Source organism: Mesorhizobium sp. B2-3-14, from assembly GCF_006442175.1.
GTDB classification, from domain to species: Bacteria; Pseudomonadota; Alphaproteobacteria; order Rhizobiales; family Rhizobiaceae; genus Mesorhizobium; species Mesorhizobium australicum.
This window is the reverse complement of record NZ_VFVP01000003.1, coordinates 434679-451620: the sequence shown is the minus strand read 5'-3', so window position 1 is coordinate 451620 and position 16942 is coordinate 434679. Positions and strand designations below refer to the sequence as shown.

Annotated in this window: 15 protein-coding genes; 8 read left to right on the top strand and 7 right to left on the bottom strand. The window is 63.1% G+C overall.

Translation table 11 applies throughout. The features are described 5' to 3' along the window. Window positions 1–31: 31 nt before the first annotated feature. Window positions 32–1588 (bottom strand): acetolactate synthase large subunit, encoded by a 1557-nt coding sequence (locus FJ950_RS11045; protein ID WP_140616803.1) that lies wholly within the window; start codon window positions 1586–1588, stop codon window positions 32–34. A gap of 291 nt (window positions 1589–1879) precedes the next feature. Between FJ950_RS11045 and FJ950_RS11040 the strand changes: the two genes are divergently transcribed. From FJ950_RS11040 to FJ950_RS11030, 3 genes are read left to right on the top strand one after another with little or no spacing between them, the layout of a single operon-like run. Further along, window positions 1880–3829 carry a PrkA family serine protein kinase gene (locus FJ950_RS11040; RefSeq protein ID WP_140616802.1) on the top strand — a complete coding sequence of 650 codons (1950 nt, stop codon included), beginning with the start codon at window positions 1880–1882 and terminating at the stop codon, window positions 3827–3829. Window positions 3830–3848: 19 nt separating this feature from the next. Next, complete coding sequence (locus tag FJ950_RS11035; RefSeq protein ID WP_015315501.1) at window positions 3849–5162, top strand: YeaH/YhbH family protein; 1314 nt, start codon at window positions 3849–3851, stop codon at window positions 5160–5162. 9 nt (window positions 5163–5171) lie between these two features. Next, complete coding sequence (locus FJ950_RS11030) at window positions 5172–6716, top strand: SpoVR family protein (protein ID WP_140616801.1); 1545 nt, start codon at window positions 5172–5174, stop codon at window positions 6714–6716. 69 nt (window positions 6717–6785) lie between these two features. Here the strand turns inward: FJ950_RS11030 and FJ950_RS11025 are convergent, their stop codons facing one another. The 4 genes from FJ950_RS11025 to FJ950_RS11010 form a co-directional block, all read right to left on the bottom strand. Further along, window positions 6786–7589, bottom strand: coding sequence for an alpha/beta hydrolase (locus FJ950_RS11025; RefSeq protein WP_140616800.1), 804 nt, complete (start codon window positions 7587–7589; stop codon window positions 6786–6788). A 159-nt stretch (window positions 7590–7748) separates the two neighbouring features. Then, window positions 7749–8639: an HlyC/CorC family transporter gene (locus FJ950_RS11020; RefSeq protein ID WP_140616799.1), complete on the bottom strand. Its 891-nt coding sequence runs from the start codon at window positions 8637–8639 to the stop codon at window positions 7749–7751. Between the two features lies 1 nt (window position 8640). Beyond that, window positions 8641–9777, bottom strand: coding sequence for a 3-dehydroquinate synthase (gene aroB, locus FJ950_RS11015; RefSeq protein WP_140616798.1), 1137 nt, complete (start codon window positions 9775–9777; stop codon window positions 8641–8643). Then, on the bottom strand, window positions 9774–10385 hold the full coding sequence (locus FJ950_RS11010) for a shikimate kinase (protein ID WP_140616797.1): 612 nt from the start codon (window positions 10383–10385) through the stop codon (window positions 9774–9776). Before FJ950_RS11010 ends, aroB begins: the two co-directional genes overlap by 4 nt. A gap of 211 nt (window positions 10386–10596) precedes the next feature. On the opposite strand from FJ950_RS11010, the gene FJ950_RS11005 reads away from it, so the two are divergent. The 5 genes from FJ950_RS11005 to FJ950_RS10985 all read left to right on the top strand — a co-directional run bounded on the left by FJ950_RS11005 (window position 10597) and on the right by FJ950_RS10985 (window position 14580). Further along, window positions 10597–10749 carry a hypothetical protein gene (locus tag FJ950_RS11005; protein WP_015315495.1) on the top strand — a complete coding sequence of 51 codons (153 nt, stop codon included), beginning with the start codon at window positions 10597–10599 and terminating at the stop codon, window positions 10747–10749. A 36-nt stretch (window positions 10750–10785) separates the two neighbouring features. Then, window positions 10786–11703, top strand: coding sequence for a site-specific tyrosine recombinase XerD (locus FJ950_RS11000; protein WP_140616796.1), 918 nt, complete (start codon window positions 10786–10788; stop codon window positions 11701–11703). Window positions 11704–11801: 98 nt separating this feature from the next. After that, entirely contained in the window at window positions 11802–12752 is a 951-nt protein-coding gene (locus FJ950_RS10995; RefSeq protein WP_140616795.1) for an acetyl-CoA carboxylase carboxyltransferase subunit alpha, read from the top strand. Window positions 12753–12995: 243 nt separating this feature from the next. After that, complete coding sequence (locus FJ950_RS10990) at window positions 12996–14327, top strand: murein L,D-transpeptidase family protein (RefSeq protein WP_015315492.1); 1332 nt, start codon at window positions 12996–12998, stop codon at window positions 14325–14327. Window positions 14328–14337: 10 nt separating this feature from the next. Further along, the gene (locus FJ950_RS10985) at window positions 14338–14580 is read left to right on the top strand and encodes a sulfurtransferase TusA family protein (RefSeq protein WP_015315491.1); all 243 of its coding nucleotides are present in this window, start codon (window positions 14338–14340) and stop codon (window positions 14578–14580) included. Between the two features lie 4 nt (window positions 14581–14584). Here the strand turns inward: FJ950_RS10985 and FJ950_RS10980 are convergent, their stop codons facing one another. Continuing rightward, window positions 14585–15679 (bottom strand): GTP-binding protein, encoded by a 1095-nt coding sequence (locus tag FJ950_RS10980; RefSeq protein ID WP_140616794.1) that lies wholly within the window; start codon window positions 15677–15679, stop codon window positions 14585–14587. Between the two features lie 67 nt (window positions 15680–15746). Continuing rightward, a complete protein-coding gene (locus FJ950_RS10975; RefSeq protein WP_140616793.1) occupies window positions 15747–16913 on the bottom strand; it encodes a D-alanyl-D-alanine carboxypeptidase family protein in 1167 nt (388 codons plus the stop codon). Window positions 16914–16942 lie beyond the last annotated feature (29 nt).

Below are 16942 nucleotides of genomic sequence, written 5' to 3'. Positions count from 1 at the left end.
GGAGCTGGTCCTGTAGCTCGTCTCGCGCTGCTCAGATTATCGCTTCGATCAGGAATGGCCCGCGCCGCGACAAGGCGGCATCGAGCAGCGCGTCGAACCGCTCGCAGGTGTCGGCACGCGCCGCCTCCACGCCCATGCCTTTGGCCAGCGAAACCCAGTCCAGCGCCGGATGGTCGAGGTCGAGCATGCGCCTGGCATTTTCGCCGATCGCGTTCACCCCGACATTGCGCATCTCGCCATGCAGGATCGCATAGGTGCGGTTGGAAAAGACGATCGTCACCACGTCGAGCTTTTCCCGCGCCTGCGTCCACAGGCCCTGCACCGTGTACATGCCGCTGCCGTCGGCCTCCAGATTGATCACCTTGCGGCCGGGACAGGCGATCGCCGCGCCTGTCGCCAGTGGAATGCCGCCGCCGATCGACCCGCCCGTGCCCATCATGTAGTCGTGCGGCGCGGCAAAGGCCGACAGCGCGAAGAAACGTCGCGCCGAAGTGACGGCCTCGTCGCAGACGATCGCGTCGCCCGGCAGCTTTTTGGCGACCGAGAGTGCAATGGCATCTTCCGTCAAGCTGCCGGTTGGCGTTGCTTCCTCGGGAAAGGCGCTTGCAACCAACGCCGATTGCGATTGCCTGACGCCCAGTTCGTCGCCAAGCGCCTCCAGCGCCGCATGCAGATCCTGACCATGGGCGGCGAGCGTCAGCACCTGGCAATCGTCACGGACAAGCCTTCCCGGTTTTCCCGGATAGGCGAAGAAGGCGACCGGCTCCTTGCCGCCGACCAGCACAAGGACATCGATATCCCTGAGCGCTGCCGTCGCCGCGTCGACCGGATAGGGAATGCGCGTCGGCGCGACACGCCCGCGCCCGCGCTGCATACGCGCAATCAAAACCTCGCTGAACAGCCTGACATCGCAGGCCGCTGAAATCTGGCCGGCGATCTCGAGGGCATCGGCCCGCGCCGCCCGCCCCCGAACGATCATGCCGACGCGCCCGGGAGCGGCACGGATCGCGGTAGCCACCGCTCGCACGGCGTCGATGTCGATGGCAGGCGGCGGTGCGAGTTCCACCTTGCCGGGCGGCGAAACCGGGTCGGCGTCGCCCCAGGCCGCGTCCGCCGGCAGGATCAGCGTCGTGACACCCGGCGGTGTCAGCGAGGCGCGAAAGGCCGCCTCCGTGGCCGGTTGGACATCGGCGGGCCCTCCGATGCGGCGCACCCACTTCGACATCGGCGCCGCCAGCCCCTCGATATCGCTGGTGAGCGGCGCGTCGAGCGGCAGATGGTAGGAGGCATGGTCCCCGACGATGTTGATCATCGGGCTGAAGGCGCGCCTTGCATTGTGCATGTTGGCCAGCCCATTGGCGAGGCCCGGGCCGGTGTGCAGCAGCGTCGCGGCGGGACGATCGGTCATGCGCGCATAGCCGTCGGCCGCACCCGTCACCACCCCCTCGAACAGGCCGAGCACGCAGCGCATCGACGGCTTGCGGTCGAGGGCCGCGACAAAATGCATTTCGGATGTGCCGGGATTGGCGAAGCAGACGTTCACGTCATTGGCCAACAGCACGTCGCACAGAACATCGGCGCCATTCATGCGAATTTTCTCCCATTCACGAAGAGCAATTGCACCCGCGGATATCGGCACGGCAATATCCCGCCGCCGTTTTTGGCATGATCCAGCCACGGAATGGGCGAGCGACGGTCGGCAGGATCAGGCGACCGTCGATTTCAGGAACGCTGGCGCGGCGGCGTTCGGTGCATTGCCGTCATCTCCGCCGAAATCGCGGTTGATGGACGGCCATTCGGGCCGGAGCGACGGAACAAACAATGCCTTCCCGCAGTTGAATATGCGAGCCCCATCAGAATGGCTCCGAAGGCAACGATCATGCGTGAGAACCAATCCGACGTCTTCCATCTCTTTTCGGAAATTTATGCGAACGCCGCCCAGGAAGAGATAAGTCTCCAGCAATATCTGCTCGCCTGCCGTGAGGACAAATCGATGTATGCCTCGGCGCCGGAACGAATGGTCGAGGCGATCGGCGAGCCAAACCTGGTCGACACCAGCAAGGACGAGCGGCTAGGCCGTATTTTCTCGAACCGGACCGTCAAGATATATCCCTCCTTCTCCGACTTTTACGGGATGGAAGATACGATCGAGCGCATCGCCGGGTATTTCCGCTATGCCTCCCAGGGCCTCGAGGAACGCAAGCAGATCCTCTACCTCCTGGGTCCGGTCGGGGGCGGCAAATCCTCCTTGGCCGAACGGTTGAAGAAATTGATGGAGGAGCGCCCGATCTACACGCTCAAGGTCGGCAACCAGATCAGTCCGGTTTTCGAATCGCCGCTTGGCCTGTTCCATCCCGATCGCATGAGCGATCTCCTGGAGGACAAATACGGGATAGCCCGGCGCCGCCTGAACGGACTTATCTCACCATGGGCGGCCAAGCGCCTCGACGAACTGTCCGGCGACATTTCCAAATTCAGCGTCGTCAAACTGATGCCGTCGCGGCTGCGCCAGATCGGCATCGCCAAGACCGAGCCTGGCGACGAGAACAACCAGGACGTCTCGGCCCTGGTTGGCAAGGTCGACATCAGGCAATTGGAAAATTTCAGCCAGTCCGACCCTGACGCCTATTCCTACAGCGGCGGGCTGAACCGAACGACGCAAGGCCTGCTCGAATTCGTCGAGATGTTCAAGGCGCCCATCAAGGTGCTGCATCCATTGCTGACGGCGACCCAGGAAGGCAGTTACAACGGCACCGAGAATTTTGGTGCCTTTCCCTACCAAGGCATCATCGTTGCCCATTCCAACGAATCCGAGTGGCAACAGTTCAAGAACAACAAGAACAATGAGGCGTTTCTCGATCGCATCCTCGTGGTCAAGGTGCCGTATTGCCTGCGCATCACCGAAGAGAGGCAGATCTACGAGAAGCTGCTGCGCGAGAGTGAATTGGCCGCCAGCCCTTGCGCGCCCGAGGTGTTGGATATCCTCAGCCGGTTCAGCGTCTCGACACGCCTTGCCGAGCACGACAATTCGCCGCTGCACACCAAAATGCGCGCCTATGATGGTGAGAACCTCAAGGAAGTCGACCCGAGGGCGAAGTCAGTCCAGGAATATCGCGACGCCGCCGGCGTCGACGAAGGCATGACCGGCGTCAGCACGCGCTTCGCCTTCAAGATCCTGTCGCAGACGTTCAACTACGATACCAACGAGGTCGCGGCGGACCCCGTGCATCTTATGTACATCCTGGAAGAGGCGATCAAACGGGAGCAGTTTCCGAAGGAGACGGAAGCCGCCTATCTCGAATTCATCAAGTCGGAACTGGCCGCCCGTTACGCCGAGTTCATCGGCCACGAGATCCAGAAGGCCTATCTGGAATCCTATAGCGAATATGGCCAGAACCTGTTCGACCGCTACATCGCCTATGCCGATGCCTGGATCGAGGACCAGGACTACAAGGATCCCGACACCGGCCAGATCCTCAACCGCGAGGTGTTGGACAACGAACTGTCGCAGGTCGAAAAGCCGGCAGGCATCGCCAATCCGAAGGACTTCCGCAACGAAGTGGTGAAGTTCACGCTGCGTGCCCGGGCGCGCAACCATGGCCGCAACCCTTCATGGACGAGCTACGAGAAGCTGCGCGAGGTCATCGAAAAGCGCATGTTCGGCCAGGTCGAGGACCTCCTGCCGGTGATCAGCTTCGGCTCCAAGCAGGATAGCGTCACCGAAAAGCGGCACAATGAATTCGTCCAGCGGATGGTGGAGCGCGGCTATACGGAACGGCAGGTGCGCCGGCTGGTCGATTGGTACATGCGGGTGAACAAGGCGGGCTGAGCGCAGTCCGAATGGTTGCATGCCGATCTTTATCGACCGCCGCCTGAATCCGAAGGACAAAAGCCTTGGCAACCGCCAGCGCTTTCTCAGGCGTGCCCGCGAGGAGCTCAAGCGCAGCATTCGCGACCAGATCCGCGCTGGGCGGATCGCCGACGTGGACGCGGAGCACGTCGTGCCGATGCCCGAAAGAGGCACTGGCGAGCCGACCTTCAACGACGCCAGGGACACCGGCCGGCGCCGGCACATCCTGCCGGGCAACAGGCAATTCTCCCAAGGCGACCTGATCCCCAAGCCCGGCCAGGGCGGAGGCATGGGCGGTTCGTCACCGGGAAAAACCGCGTCCGAGGACGACTTCCGTTTCGTGCTTTCGCGCGAGGAAGTGCTGGATCTCTTCTTCGAGGATCTCGAACTGCCCGACCTGGTCAAGCTCAACCTCAAGGAGATCCTTGCCTTCAAGCCGCGCCGGGCGGGTTTCGCCGCCACCGGTTCGCCAACCAACATCAATGTCGGCCGCACGATGCGCAACAGCCACGGCCGCCGCATTGCGCTCAGGCGCCCCAAGCAAGCGGCGGTCGACGCGATCATGCAGGAACTCGCCTTGCTGGAGGCCGCACCGCCTGATGCTCAAACGCGCGAGCGCGTCGTGGCGCTCAAAGAAGAGATCGAGCGGCTGGAGCGCCGGCGCCGGCGGATTGCCTTCGTCGACCCGGTCGACATCCGGTTCAACCGCTTCGACCAGCGCCCGGTGCCGAATGCGAAAGCGGTCATGTTCTGCCTGATGGATGTGTCGGGCTCGATGGGCGAGCGCGAGAAGGACCTGGCCAAGCGCTTCTTCGTGCTGCTGCACCTGTTCCTGAAGCGACGTTATGAACGCACCGAAATCGTCTTCATCCGCCACACGCACGAGGCGCAGGAGGTGGATGAGGAAACCTTCTTCTACTGCACGCAAAGCGGTGGCACCGTCGTTTCCACCGCGCTCGAGGAGATGCATCGCGTCATCGAGCAGCGTTACCCCGCGAGCGAGTGGAACATCTACGCCGCCCAGGCCTCGGACGGCGACAATTTCGCCACCGATTCCGAGCGCTGCATTGCCCTGCTGAACGGCAAGCTCATGCGCCTGTGCCAGTATTTCGCCTACGTCGAGATCATCGACGAACGCGAGAGTCACATCTTCGGCGCGACTGAAAACGGGACGTCGCTCTGGCGAGCCTACAGCGCCATCGAATCGAACTGGCCGAACTTCCAGATGAGCCGCATAGCCACGGCCGCCGATATCTATCCTGTCTTTCGTCAGCTCTTCGCCAAACAGCCCGCGCTCAGGAAGAGCGCCTGAGGGGAAACCATGGCCAGGACAGCCAGCAAACCGGGTTTGCTCTTTTCCGGATCCGACTGGGACTTCCAGAAATTGTCGCACGCCTACGAGGCGATCGCGGCAATCGCCATCGAGGAACTCAAGCTGGACACCTATCCGGTGCAGATGGAAATCATTTCCTCGCAACAGATGCTCGACGCTTATTCATCGGTCGGCATGCCGCTGATGTACCGTCATTGGTCGTTCGGCAAGCATTTCCTGTACCAGGATTTTCTCTACCGCAAGGGTGGACGGGGCCTGGCTTACGAACTGGTCATCAACTCCAATCCCTGCATCGTCTACCTTATGGAGGAAAACACCATGGCCTTGCAGGCCCTGGTGACGGCGCATGCCGCGCTCGGACACAATCATTTCTTCAAGAACAATCATCTGTTCCGGCAGTGGACCGACGCCGGGGGAATTCTGAGCTATCTGGAGTTCGCCAAGGGCTACATTGCCCGATGCGAGGAGCGGCACGGACTGTCGGCCGTGGAAAGCATTCTCGACTGCGCCCACGCGCTGATGGAACAAGGCGTGTTCCGATACCACAGGCCGCCAAAGCTGTCGTCGGAGCGGCAGCGTGAAGGGCTGCGCGAGCGCCTGGAATATGAAGAACGCTCCTACAACGACTTGTGGCGCACGCTGCCTCCCTCGCAGGACAGCAGCAAGACCGGGAAGAAGGACGAAGGCTTGGCGGAGCGGAAGAAATCGCTCAACCTGCCCGAGGAAAATCTGCTCTATTTCCTCGAGAAGAACAGCCTTGTCCTGGAGCCCTGGCAGCGCGAGATCATCCGCATTGTGCGTATCGTCGCGCAGTATTTCTATCCGCAGCGGCAAACGCAGGTGATGAATGAAGGCTGCGCCACCTTCGTGCACTACACCCTCATGAACGCATTGTTCGACCGCGGCCAGATCAACGAGGGCGCCATGCTCGAGGTCCTGCGCAACCATTCCAATGTGATCTTCCAGCCGGCCTTCGACGACCCCCGGTTCTCCGGTATCAACCCATACGCGCTCGGCCTCGACATGATGCAGGACATACAGCGCATTTCGACCGCGCCGACGGCGGAGGACCGCGACTGGTTTCCCGACATCGCGGGCCGCGGTGACTGGCGCGATGTGCTCCTGGACGCCTGGGCCAACCACCGCGACGAATCCTTCATCCGCCAGCACCTCAGCCCAGCCCTGATACGGAAATGGCGAATGTTTGTCCTCGCCGATCAGGCCGACGACGCCCATTACGAGGTGGCCTCGATCCACAATGAGCGCGGCTACCAAAAGATACGTGCCGCGCTGGCCCAGAGCTACGACATCGGCGCGAGCCGGCCGGATATCCAGGTGGTGGATGTCGACCTGCTCGGTAACCGGCATTTGCGGCTGCAGCACAAGGTGAAGGAGGGCGTACTGCTCGACAGTGGCAGCCGCGACGCGACCCTGCGCCATGTCCGAAGCCTCTGGGGCTATGAGGTCAGCCTCGCTTCGGTCGACGCCGAAACCGGTGCGACGCTCAGCGAACGGTCAAGCAATGACTGTTGAATTTCCGCCTGGCCGCATCGGCGGGTGCCGGGCACAACGAGTGGAACACGCCACGGACAGCCGGTGCGCTCAACCGACCGTCGATTTCAGGAACGCCAGCGCGGCAGCGGTCAGCGCGTCGCCGTCCTCGCCGAAATCGCGGTTGATCGACATGTGCGTATAGGCACTGCCGTCGAACAGCGTCACCTCGGTTCCGCTGGCGCGCAGGCGCTGGGCAAAGGCCGTGGACTGCTCGCCGCGACCGTCGGCGCGGGAATAGGCGATGAAGGTCGGCGGATGCTTGCGGCCGTCGACATAGCTCGCCGGTGACAGTGCCGCCCACTGCGAAGGATCGGAAAAGACACGCGAATAGGCCCTTACCATGCCGCCACTTCCGGCAAGGGCGGCGAGATCGTAGGCCCTTGTATCGTCGAGAAGCAGGCCAGCGACGCCGGGCAATCCGCCGCGCATGCCGGTCAGGGCAACCAGATGGCAGCCGGCCGAATGCCCCATGCCGACGATGCGGTCGGGATCGCCGCCATATTGGGCGACGTTGGTCCTGACATAGGCATAGGCCCTCTCCACGTCGCCCGCCTGGATGGCGACATCAGCCTGCGGCAGCATGCGGTAGTCGATGGAGACGAAGCAGAAGCCGTTGGCAAGCAGGAAGGCCGGCTTGGCGTTCACCTGGCTGCGTTTGCCGGTCCGCCAGGCGCCGCCATGGACGAAGAAGACCACTGGCAGGTCTTTCGCGCCATTGGGCGCATAGATATCGAGCATGGCCGGACCGTAGTCGACAGTTTCGGCGGATGGCGTATCTCGCGCCGCTCTCGTGCCGGTTGGCAACAAGGCAGCCACCGAGGCCAGGAGCAAGGTTCGCCGATCGATCGTCATCGGCGAAGAATGCATCCCGGCGGGCGGAAGTTCCAGCGAGGATTGGCAAGGCGACGGCTCGATGGCAATTCCAGGAGAAGTGCGCAGCGGCTTTCCGTCCGGAATTGCGTAAGAACAAAGAGTTAGAGCGGCTCGGCGATCTACCAACACTGAAACGCTTTAACTGTCGCCGGCCGGCCGGATCCTGACCCTGGCAATCCGGTTCTTGTCGCGTTTCATGACGACGAAGCGCTTGCCATGGAAGGTAAAAGCCTGCTTCTCCTCGGGGATCGATTGCGCCTCGTGGATGACGAGGCCGGCGATGGTCGTCGCCTCTTCGTCCGGCAGGTTCCAGTCGAGCGCCCGGTTGAGGTCGCGGATCGGCACCGTGCCTTCGACGACGACGGAGCCGTCCGCCTCCTGCTTGACGCCCTGGATGTCGACATCGTGCTCGTCGGCGATCTCGCCGACAATCTCCTCGATAATGTCCTCCAGCGTCACCAGCCCTTCGACCTCCCCATATTCATCGACGACGACGGCAAAATGCGTCTTGCGGCGCAGGAAGGCGTTGAGCTGTTCCTGCAAAGTCGTGGTGTCGGGCACGAACCACGGTTTTGACGCGATCTTCATCACGTCGATCCGCGAGAAATCATTGCCGACTTCGTTCAGCGCGCGCAGCAGATCCTTGGCGTGCAGCACGCCGACGATGTTGTCGAGTGAACCTTTCCAGAGCGGCATGCGGGTGTGCGGGCTCTGCAGGATCTCGCGCACCACCGCTTCCGGCGCATTGTCGGCATTGACCGAGCGCATATTCGTGCGGTGGACCATGACGTCGGAAACTTCAAGCTCTTCGAGGTCGAACAGGCCGCCGATGCGGTCGCGATCCTCACGCACCACCTGGCCGTCGCGGCGAAAATCGTCGACCGCGCCGCGCAATTCGTCCTGGCTCGACCGCTGCGGCTCGATGCGCGACAGTTCATAGCCGAACATGGCAAGCAGGCGGGTGCGCACGGCAACGACCAGGACGACGAGGATGGCAAGAACGGCGAAGACGACCCAGCCAGTGTCCATCTCAGCCGGCTTTCCCGTTGCCTGGATGGTTTTCCCTGAGGAACGCCTGCACTTCCGAGGCCGGCACATCCTTGGCGATGAAGGCCTCGCCGATGCCGCGTGTCAGAATGAAGGTCAGCGCGCCGCGCGACACTTTCTTGTCCTGCGTGATGAATGAAAGCAGCGCATCCGCATCGGGCAAGTCGCCCGGAATATCGGCCATCCGCCACGGCAGCCCGACGGCACGCAGATGCGCCTCGACGCGCGCCGCGTCGTCGGGGCTGGCGAGATTGAGCCGAGAGGAGAACCGGTACGCCAGCGCCATGCCGATGGCGACCCCCTCGCCGTGGACGAGGCGCGTCCCGTCATACTGCGTGGCGGCTTCGAGCGCGTGCCCGAACGTATGGCCGAGGTTGAGCAGAGCGCGGTCGCCCGTCTCGAGCTCGTCGCGGGCAACGACATCGGCCTTGGCACGGCAGGCTTCGGCAATGGCCTCGACCCGCTCCGGTCCGCCGGCGAACACCTTTTCCCAATTCGCTTCCAGCCAGGCGAAGAAATCCGGCCGGTCGATCAGCCCGTATTTGGCAAGCTCGGCATAGCCGGCGCGAAATTCGCGGATCGGCAGCGTGTCGAGCACTTCGGTATCGGCCAGCACCAGCTTGGGCTGGAGGAAGACGCCGACGAGGTTCTTGCCGCGCGGGCTGTTGATGCCGGTCTTGCCGCCGACCGAGGAATCGACCTGCGCCAGAAGCGATGTCGGAACCTGCACGAAATTCATGCCACGCCGCACGATCCCGGCGGCAAAACCGGTGAGATCGCCGATGACGCCGCCGCCAAGCGCGATGACGACGTCGCCGCGCTCCAGCCTGGCGGCCAGGACGCCGTCGACCACCGCCTCGAGATGGGCAAAGCTCTTGGTCTTTTCGCCGGGCGGCATCGTGATGATCGCGGGCTGGATGCCACTCTTCTCGAGCCCGGCTCTCAGCGTATCGAGATGCGCGGCGGCGACGTTCTCGTCGGTCACCACAGCGGCGCGCGTGCCCGGCAGCCGGCGCGAAATCTCAGCGCCGGCGCGCGACAGCAGGCCGGAGCCGATCAATATGTCGTAGGCGCGGTCGCCCAGGCCAACTTCGACTGTGACTGGCTGATCCGCGCTCATGATTCGACCTCGCCCGTCGCGGCTATCGCATCGATGCCGAAATGCCGGCAGAGCGCCTCGATTACCTCGGCCGCGATGACCTCCTTGCGATCGTCGCGGGTCGGCACGGTGACGTCGGAGGTCGCATAGACCGGATAGCGTTCCGCCATCAGCCGCTCCAGCACGGCGCGGGGATCGGCGCTTTTCAAGAGCGGCCGGTTCTGCTTTTTGGAAACGCGGTCCATCAGAAGGTCGAGCTCGGCCTTCAGCCAAACCGAGACACCGTGCGCGGCGACGGCCTCGCGCGTCTGCGCATTCATGAAGGCACCGCCGCCGGTCGACAGAACCTGCGGGCCGTTTTCCAGCACGCGCAGGATGACACGCTGTTCCAGGGCCCTGAACTCGGTTTCGCCATAGCGCTCGAACAGCTCCGGAACCGTCATCCGCGACACGCTTTCGATCTCCTGGTCGCTGTCGATGAAGGGCAGCGAAAGCATGGTCGCCACCTTGCGGCCGATCGCCGTCTTGCCGGCGCCCATCAGCCCGACAAAGACGATGGACCGGCTGCCCAGCCGGCCAAGCAGCGCGGCATGGGTCTCGCCTGGGGAATTTGCCTGTAGCGCGTTCATCGGCTGTTTCTTCGGCCCTCTTTGCCGGCGTATCGACATGAAAAGCCGGTTTGCGTCAAGCGTGCCAAGTGCGATGGGCCGATATGGACAGAGCGACGCTTGCATCGGAAGTTGCTGACAGGGGTCCGCTTCTTCCTTGAATTGGCCGGATAGGCGTCCCATAAGGGCACAGGGTTTGGAAACGCAGAACAAGAAGACGGGCGAGAACTGAATGCCGACACTGTTTCGCTTTGTCGTGACCCTCGCGATTCTGGCCGGCATTGCCTATGGTACGATGTTCGCGCTGGTGATGTTCGTCGAGCCGAAAAAAGCCGAGATGAGCGTGCGTATTCCGCCGGAAAAGCTCAATCCGAAGAAAAACTGAACCCCAAGAAGACCGACTCGGAACCGCCTCAAGGACATGAACAGCGCCGCTCGCATCGAGGCCTTCCTGGAAATGATGAGCGCCGAGCGGGGAGCGGCGGAGAACACGCTTTCCTCCTATCGCCGCGATCTCGAGGATGCTTCCGGCGGGATCGGTGGCGGACTTGCCCGCGCCGGCGCCGCCGACATCAGGGCCTATCTCGACGATATCGCCGCGCGCGGCTTCGCGCCGACCTCGCAGGCACGCAAACTGTCGGCGATCCGCCAGTTCTTCAAGTTCCTCTACGCCGAGGGCCTGCGCGCGGATGACCCCACCGGCACGCTGGACAGCCCGAAAAAAGGCCGTCCGCTGCCCAAGACGATGAGCGAGGCCGAAACCGGCCGGCTGATCGATCGCGCCGCGCAGGAAGCCGGCGATGACGGACTCGGCCACGCCGACAGGCTGGCGGCTTTGCGCCTGCATGCGCTGGTCGAAGTGCTCTACGCCACCGGACTGCGCGTTTCCGAGCTGGTCGGCCTGCCGGTGACAGTGGCGCAACGCGACGATCGTTTCTTCATGGTACGCGGCAAGGGCGACAAGGAACGCATGGTGCCGCTGTCGGCCAAGGCGCGCGCGGCGATGCGGAGCTGGCTTGACGCCCGGGCCAAGCTGCCCGCCTTCGCCACCAGCCCGTTCCTGTTTCCGGCGGCATCCGACAGCGGCTATCTCTCGCGCCAGGTCTTTGCCCGTGACCTGAAAGGATTGGCGGCGCGCGCCGGCATCGCCTCGGCCAAGATCTCGCCGCACGTGCTGCGCCATGCTTTCGCCAGCCATCTCCTGCAGAACGGCGCCGACCTGAGAGCTGTTCAGCAACTGCTTGGCCATGCCGACATATCGACGACACAGATTTACACCCATGTGCTGGAAGAGCGGCTGGTGCGGTTGGTCAACGATCATCATCCGCTTGCCGACTAGGCCTCATATCGCTATGTGAGGACGACATTTCACCGCCCGGAGCCTTGGTTTCAACGGTTCCGCGGTCATTGCCTTCCGACGTATCGGTCCGCCCAAGCATGTACAATTACCTCGATTTCGAAAAGCCGGTGCAGGATCTTGAGCTCAAGATCCTCGAGCTCAAGAAGCTTGCCGAGAACGGCGAGGCGGTCGATGTCGCCGATGAGATCACCAGGCTCGAGAAGCGCTCGCGCGACGCGCTGCGCGAACTCTACAAGGCGCTGACGCCGTGGCAGAAGGTGCAGGTGGCGCGCCACTCCGACCGGCCGCACTGCATCGACTACATCAAGGGCCTGTTCAGCGACTTCACGCCACTCGCCGGCGACCGCAATTTCGGCGAGGACCAGGCGATCGTCGGCGGCTTTGCCCGTTTCCGCGGCGAGCCCATCGCGATTCTCGGCCAGGAAAAGGGTTCGGACACGGCGAGTCGCCTGAAGCACAATTTCGGTTCGGTGCGCCCCGAAGGCTATCGCAAGGCGGTGCGGCTGATGGAACTGGCCGATCGTTTCAAGATCCCGCTTTTGACACTGGTCGACACGGCCGGCGCCTATCCCGGCGTTGGCGCCGAGGAGCGCGGCCAGGCCGAAGCCATTGCCCGATCGACCTCGGCTTGCCTTGGCCTGAAAGTACCGTCGATCTCGGTGGTTATCGGCGAAGGCGGTTCGGGCGGCGCTATCGCGATTGCCACCGCCAACCGCGTCTACATGCTCGAACACGCCATCTATTCGGTGATTTCGCCCGAAGGTGCCGCCTCCATCCTGTGGCGCGACACGACGCGCTCCAAGGACGCGGCGACCAACATGAAGATCACCGCGCAGGATCTTTTGGAACTGAAGGTCATCGACGCCATCATCCCCGAGCCGATGGGCGGCGCCCAGCGCGCGCCCGAAACGGTGATTGCCGCGACCGGCGATCTCATCGCCAAGACGATGAAGGAATTCGCCGGCGCCAACATCGATTTCCGCGAACAGCGCCGCGAGAAATATCTGGCGATGGGCCGCAGCCTCTGACGCCGCTTGGGCGGCGGAACAGGGCTGACGGAAGCTGTCTGTCCACCCCAAATGTGGCGGCGATGAGCAGTCTCGCCACAAAAATGCCGCCCCATTCGGTTCAATGAAATCACCGCGGGAGATTGGCCGAGCCTTGCGGTAAGGAATTTTCAAGGTTAACGGGCTTACGGTCCGTCAGTGTTCAGCATGCGGGTGTGGCCGTTTCGAAGCCATTGGCCCGAAAGAAAAGACATAGCCTTATCCATGTTTGCCAAGCTTGCCCGTACTGGAGTTCTTGCCGCCTCGATTGCCGTCGCGGGCTGTAATGATTCGTCGATGAAGGACTTTGCCCCGGAAGCCAACAAGCCGCTGCCCGACAAGATCCTTGCCGATATGAGAGCCAAGGGCATGGTCCGCACCTCTTCGGTAATGGCGCGCATCTTCAAGGAAGAAGGCAAGCTCGAGATCTGGAAGGCCAAGACCAACGGTCGCTATGACATGGTGGCGAGCTACGACATCTGCAAATGGTCGGGCAAGCTCGGGCCGAAATACACCGAAGGCGACCGCCAGGCGCCGGAAGGTTTTTACACGGTTCGCCCGTCGCAGATGAATCCGCGCTCGAATTACCATCTGTCGTTCAACATCGGCTTTCCCAACGCCTATGATCGTGCCAATGGCCGCACCGGCCAGAACCTGATGGTCCATGGCGCCTGCTCTTCATCGGGCTGCTATTCGATGACCGACGCCCAGATCGAGCAGATCTACGCCTTCGGCCGCGACGCCTTCCAGGGTGGCCAGACCGAGTTCCAGATCCAGGCTTTTCCGTTCCGCATGACAGCCGCCAACATGGCGCGCTACCGCAACGACCCGAATTACGAATTCTGGAAGATGCTCAAGGTCGGCTACGACAATTTCGAGGTCACCAAGGTGCCACCGAAAGTCGACGTCTGCGAGAAGCGCTACGTCTTCAACCAGGTCGCTCCCGATGGGCAGACCTTCAATCCGACCGGCCCCTGCCCGGCGACCACGCAGCCGGATTCGCTGAAGAGCGCCTATAACGCCTATCAAAGCACCTATGACGCGGCCTTCAACAGCGCGCTCAAGGCCAGCGTGCCGCCACCCAAGCCGACGATTGCCGGCATCAAGGAAGCCAGCATCGTCTCCGACTGGTCCAAGCGCCGGGCGCGTGGCGAGCGCGTGCCGATCGATCCGCCGTCGCTCAACACCGACGGTTCGGTCACCGAGACGGCGCGCATGGGCCGCATCGATTCGCCCGCCGGTCGCAAGATGGCCGCGCTCGACGCCGAAAAGGCTGCCAAGGAGAAGGCCGAGCGAGAGCGGGTGGCGGCCATAGAAGCGGCAAAAGCGGCGAAGGAAGCCGCCAAGGCGCAAGCGTTGGCCGAAAAGGAAGCTGCCAAGGCGCAAGCCGTGGCTGCGAAGGAAGCGGCCAAGGCCGCCAAGGAAGCTCCGGTTGCCACCGCGACCATCGCGGCTCCGGCGGAGGCCGCGCCGGCAGCCGAGACGCAGGCTGCGAGCGCCGACGAAAGCCGGGTTACGAAGCTGAAGAACAAGCTGCTCGGCATGTTCGGCGGCTGAGGTTTTCACCTTGGCCGAACTGATAGCTATCTACGACCTCAAGGGGCTGAACTGCCCTTTGCCGGTCCTCAAGGCGAAAAAGCGCCTGGCCGGGATGCAGCCCGGCAGCAGGCTCTGGCTCGAAACCACCGACCCTCTGGCTGTTATCGATATTCCTGCCTTCTGCGCCGACAGCGGACATCAATTGATCGAGACGGCGGCGATGTCCGGTGGCCATCGCTTTCTGGTCGAACGCGGCGAATACCAATCGTAGGAGGCTAACGTCCGGCGATCGCCAGCGGATTGTTTTCCAGCGCCGCGCGGTCGGGCGTGTCGACCGACGGCCGGTTGGTGAAGGCGGCGAACAGCCGGCGCACATAGTCTTCTGGCATGTCGAGCGTAATCAGCACCAGCCGCGTGCCGCGCTGGCTGTCCGGCCAGAACGGCAATCGCACCGGCGGATGCAGGATCTTCTGGACGCCATGCACGACCAAGGGCCGCGACGGACCCTCCTGCAATTCGATGACGCCCTTCATCCGCAGCAGGTGCTCGCCATGTGTGGAACGCAGGAGATCGAGGAACATCTCGATGGCTGAAAACGGCACCGGCCCGTCATGCACCAGCGAATGGGTTTTTACGCGCTGATCGTGGCGATGGGCATGGTCATGCCCTTCATGGTCATGGTGGTGGTGATCATGCGCGGCTTCTTCGCCGAACCAGCGCCGCACGTCGGCGGACTTGGTCGCAGGATTGTAGAGACCGCAGTCGAACAATGCGGCCACCCCGGTTTTCGTCTCCCCGGCATCGAGCAGTCGCGCCCAGGGATTGATCTGCCGCAAGCGCGCCCTTAGCATGGCGAGGTCGCCGTGATCGGTGGCCAGATCGGCCTTGGAGAGCACGATGCGGTCGGCCACGGCGACCTGCTTGACCGCCTCGACATGCGCATCGAGCGTAGCATTGCCGTTGACCGCATCCACCAGGCTGATGACGCCGTCGAGCCGAAAGGCCTGGACCAGCGCCGGATGGGCCATGATCGACTGCAGCACCGGCGCCGGGTCGGCCAATCCCGTGGTCTCGACGATGACGCGGCCAAGCCGGGCGATACGGCCGGTCTGCAGCCGGTCGACCAGGTCGGCCAGCGTGTCGACAAGTTCGCCGCGCACCGTGCAGCACAGGCAACCGTCGGAAAGCTGGATGATGCCGTCGGAGGCCTGCTCGACCAGCAGGTGGTCGATCGCCACCTCACCGAGCTCGTTGATGATGACCGCGGTGTCGACGAGCGCCGGATCCTTCAGGAGCCGGTTGAGCAATGTCGTCTTGCCGGCGCCGAGAAAGCCGGTTAGCACCGAGACTGGGATCGGGAAACCGCTCATCTGGTTCTGCCTTCTAATTTGGGCATGATCTCTCGCGAAAGCCGGATTTCACTTTTTGGATCGTGCTCTAATTCGCGACCTTGGCCGGCTGGTCGCCTTGGGCGGCGGCACCCACGACTTTCGGGCCCGTGCCGGCGGGTACCGGCTTGTCGGGCCGCCAGGTCGGGATTGGCACGTCGGCATATTCCTGCGCGCCCTCGTCAAGGATCGCCTTCGGCGCCGGACCCGTGGCGCCGCCAAGGCCGACGGCAACCAGTGTCGGCACATGGTCGAGCTTCTCCCGATAGGGCGATTTAGGCTGGTCCTTGGCGGCGGCCGGCGGCGGCGCCTCGGACTGCTCCGCCTTCCTCTTCTTCTTGCAGACTTCGTCATGCATGTCGTTGGGCGAGATCAGATCACCGTAGGGAGCGAGCGTGGTGACGGTGGTGGACCCGGCGGCAGGTGCGTCAAAGCCCTGATCGAGCAATTTGGCCGCGGCTTCGGCGCGGCTGACCGCCGACTTCTCGCCAAGCACGACCGCCACCAGCGTACGTCCGTTGCGGGTCGCCGACCCGATCATGTTGAAGCCCGACGGGCAGACAAAGCCGGTCTTCATGCCGTCGGCGCCGGGATACCGGCCGATCAGGAGATTGTAGTTCGGAATGGCCTTCTTGCCGACCGCGAGCCCCTCGATCGAGAACCACGGCGCATATTGCGGGAACTCGCGGCGGATCGCCATCACCAGGATCGAAAGGTCGCGTGCCGTCGTGTACTGGTCGGGCGAGTAAAGGCCGTTCGGGTTGACGAAATGGGTGCCGTTCATGCCGAGCCTAGCCGCCTCGGCATTCATCCTTTCAGCGAAGGCGGCCTGCGAGCCGCCGACATTCTCGCCGACCGCCATGGCGATGTCGTTGGCCGACTTGACCAGCATCATCTTCAGCGCATTGTCGAGCCGCATCACCGAGCCGGGCTTGAAACCCATCTTGCTTGGCGGTTCGCCGGCGGAATGTTTGGTCACTTTGATCGGCGAATCGAGCTGGACTTCTCCGGCCGCGATCGCCCGGAAGGTCACATAGGCGGTCATCAGCTTGCTGAGCGAGGCCGGATACCAGCGCTTGAACGCATCCTGGTGCTGCAGGATCTGGCCGCTCTTCAGGTCGAAGACCACCACCGGATTGGCCAGCGCTGGCCCAGCCAGGACGGACAGCATGATTGCGCCAGCCGGGAATAGTTTGAGGAAATGCCTGTACCGCATGATCGAATCCGAAATCGCCTCTTGCCCTG

Coding starts and splice junctions, on each gene's coding strand:
- FJ950_RS11045 (WP_140616803.1), bottom strand. CDS start 1,588: ATGAATGGCGCCGATGTTCTGTGCGACGTGCTGTTGGCCAATGACGTG.
- FJ950_RS11040 (WP_140616802.1), top strand. CDS start 1,880: ATGCGTGAGAACCAATCCGACGTCTTCCATCTCTTTTCGGAAATTTAT.
- FJ950_RS11035 (WP_015315501.1), top strand. CDS start 3,849: ATGCCGATCTTTATCGACCGCCGCCTGAATCCGAAGGACAAAAGCCTT.
- FJ950_RS11030 (WP_140616801.1), top strand. CDS start 5,172: ATGGCCAGGACAGCCAGCAAACCGGGTTTGCTCTTTTCCGGATCCGAC.
- FJ950_RS11025 (WP_140616800.1), bottom strand. CDS start 7,589: ATGACGATCGATCGGCGAACCTTGCTCCTGGCCTCGGTGGCTGCCTTG.
- FJ950_RS11020 (WP_140616799.1), bottom strand. CDS start 8,639: ATGGACACTGGCTGGGTCGTCTTCGCCGTTCTTGCCATCCTCGTCGTC.
- aroB (WP_140616798.1), bottom strand. CDS start 9,777: ATGAGCGCGGATCAGCCAGTCACAGTCGAAGTTGGCCTGGGCGACCGC.
- FJ950_RS11010 (WP_140616797.1), bottom strand. CDS start 10,385: ATGAACGCGCTACAGGCAAATTCCCCAGGCGAGACCCATGCCGCGCTG.
- FJ950_RS11005 (WP_015315495.1), top strand. CDS start 10,597: ATGCCGACACTGTTTCGCTTTGTCGTGACCCTCGCGATTCTGGCCGGC.
- FJ950_RS11000 (WP_140616796.1), top strand. CDS start 10,786: ATGAACAGCGCCGCTCGCATCGAGGCCTTCCTGGAAATGATGAGCGCC.
- FJ950_RS10995 (WP_140616795.1), top strand. CDS start 11,802: ATGTACAATTACCTCGATTTCGAAAAGCCGGTGCAGGATCTTGAGCTC.
- FJ950_RS10990 (WP_015315492.1), top strand. CDS start 12,996: ATGTTTGCCAAGCTTGCCCGTACTGGAGTTCTTGCCGCCTCGATTGCC.
- FJ950_RS10980 (WP_140616794.1), bottom strand. CDS start 15,679: ATGAGCGGTTTCCCGATCCCAGTCTCGGTGCTAACCGGCTTTCTCGGC.
- FJ950_RS10975 (WP_140616793.1), bottom strand. CDS start 16,913: ATGCGGTACAGGCATTTCCTCAAACTATTCCCGGCTGGCGCAATCATG.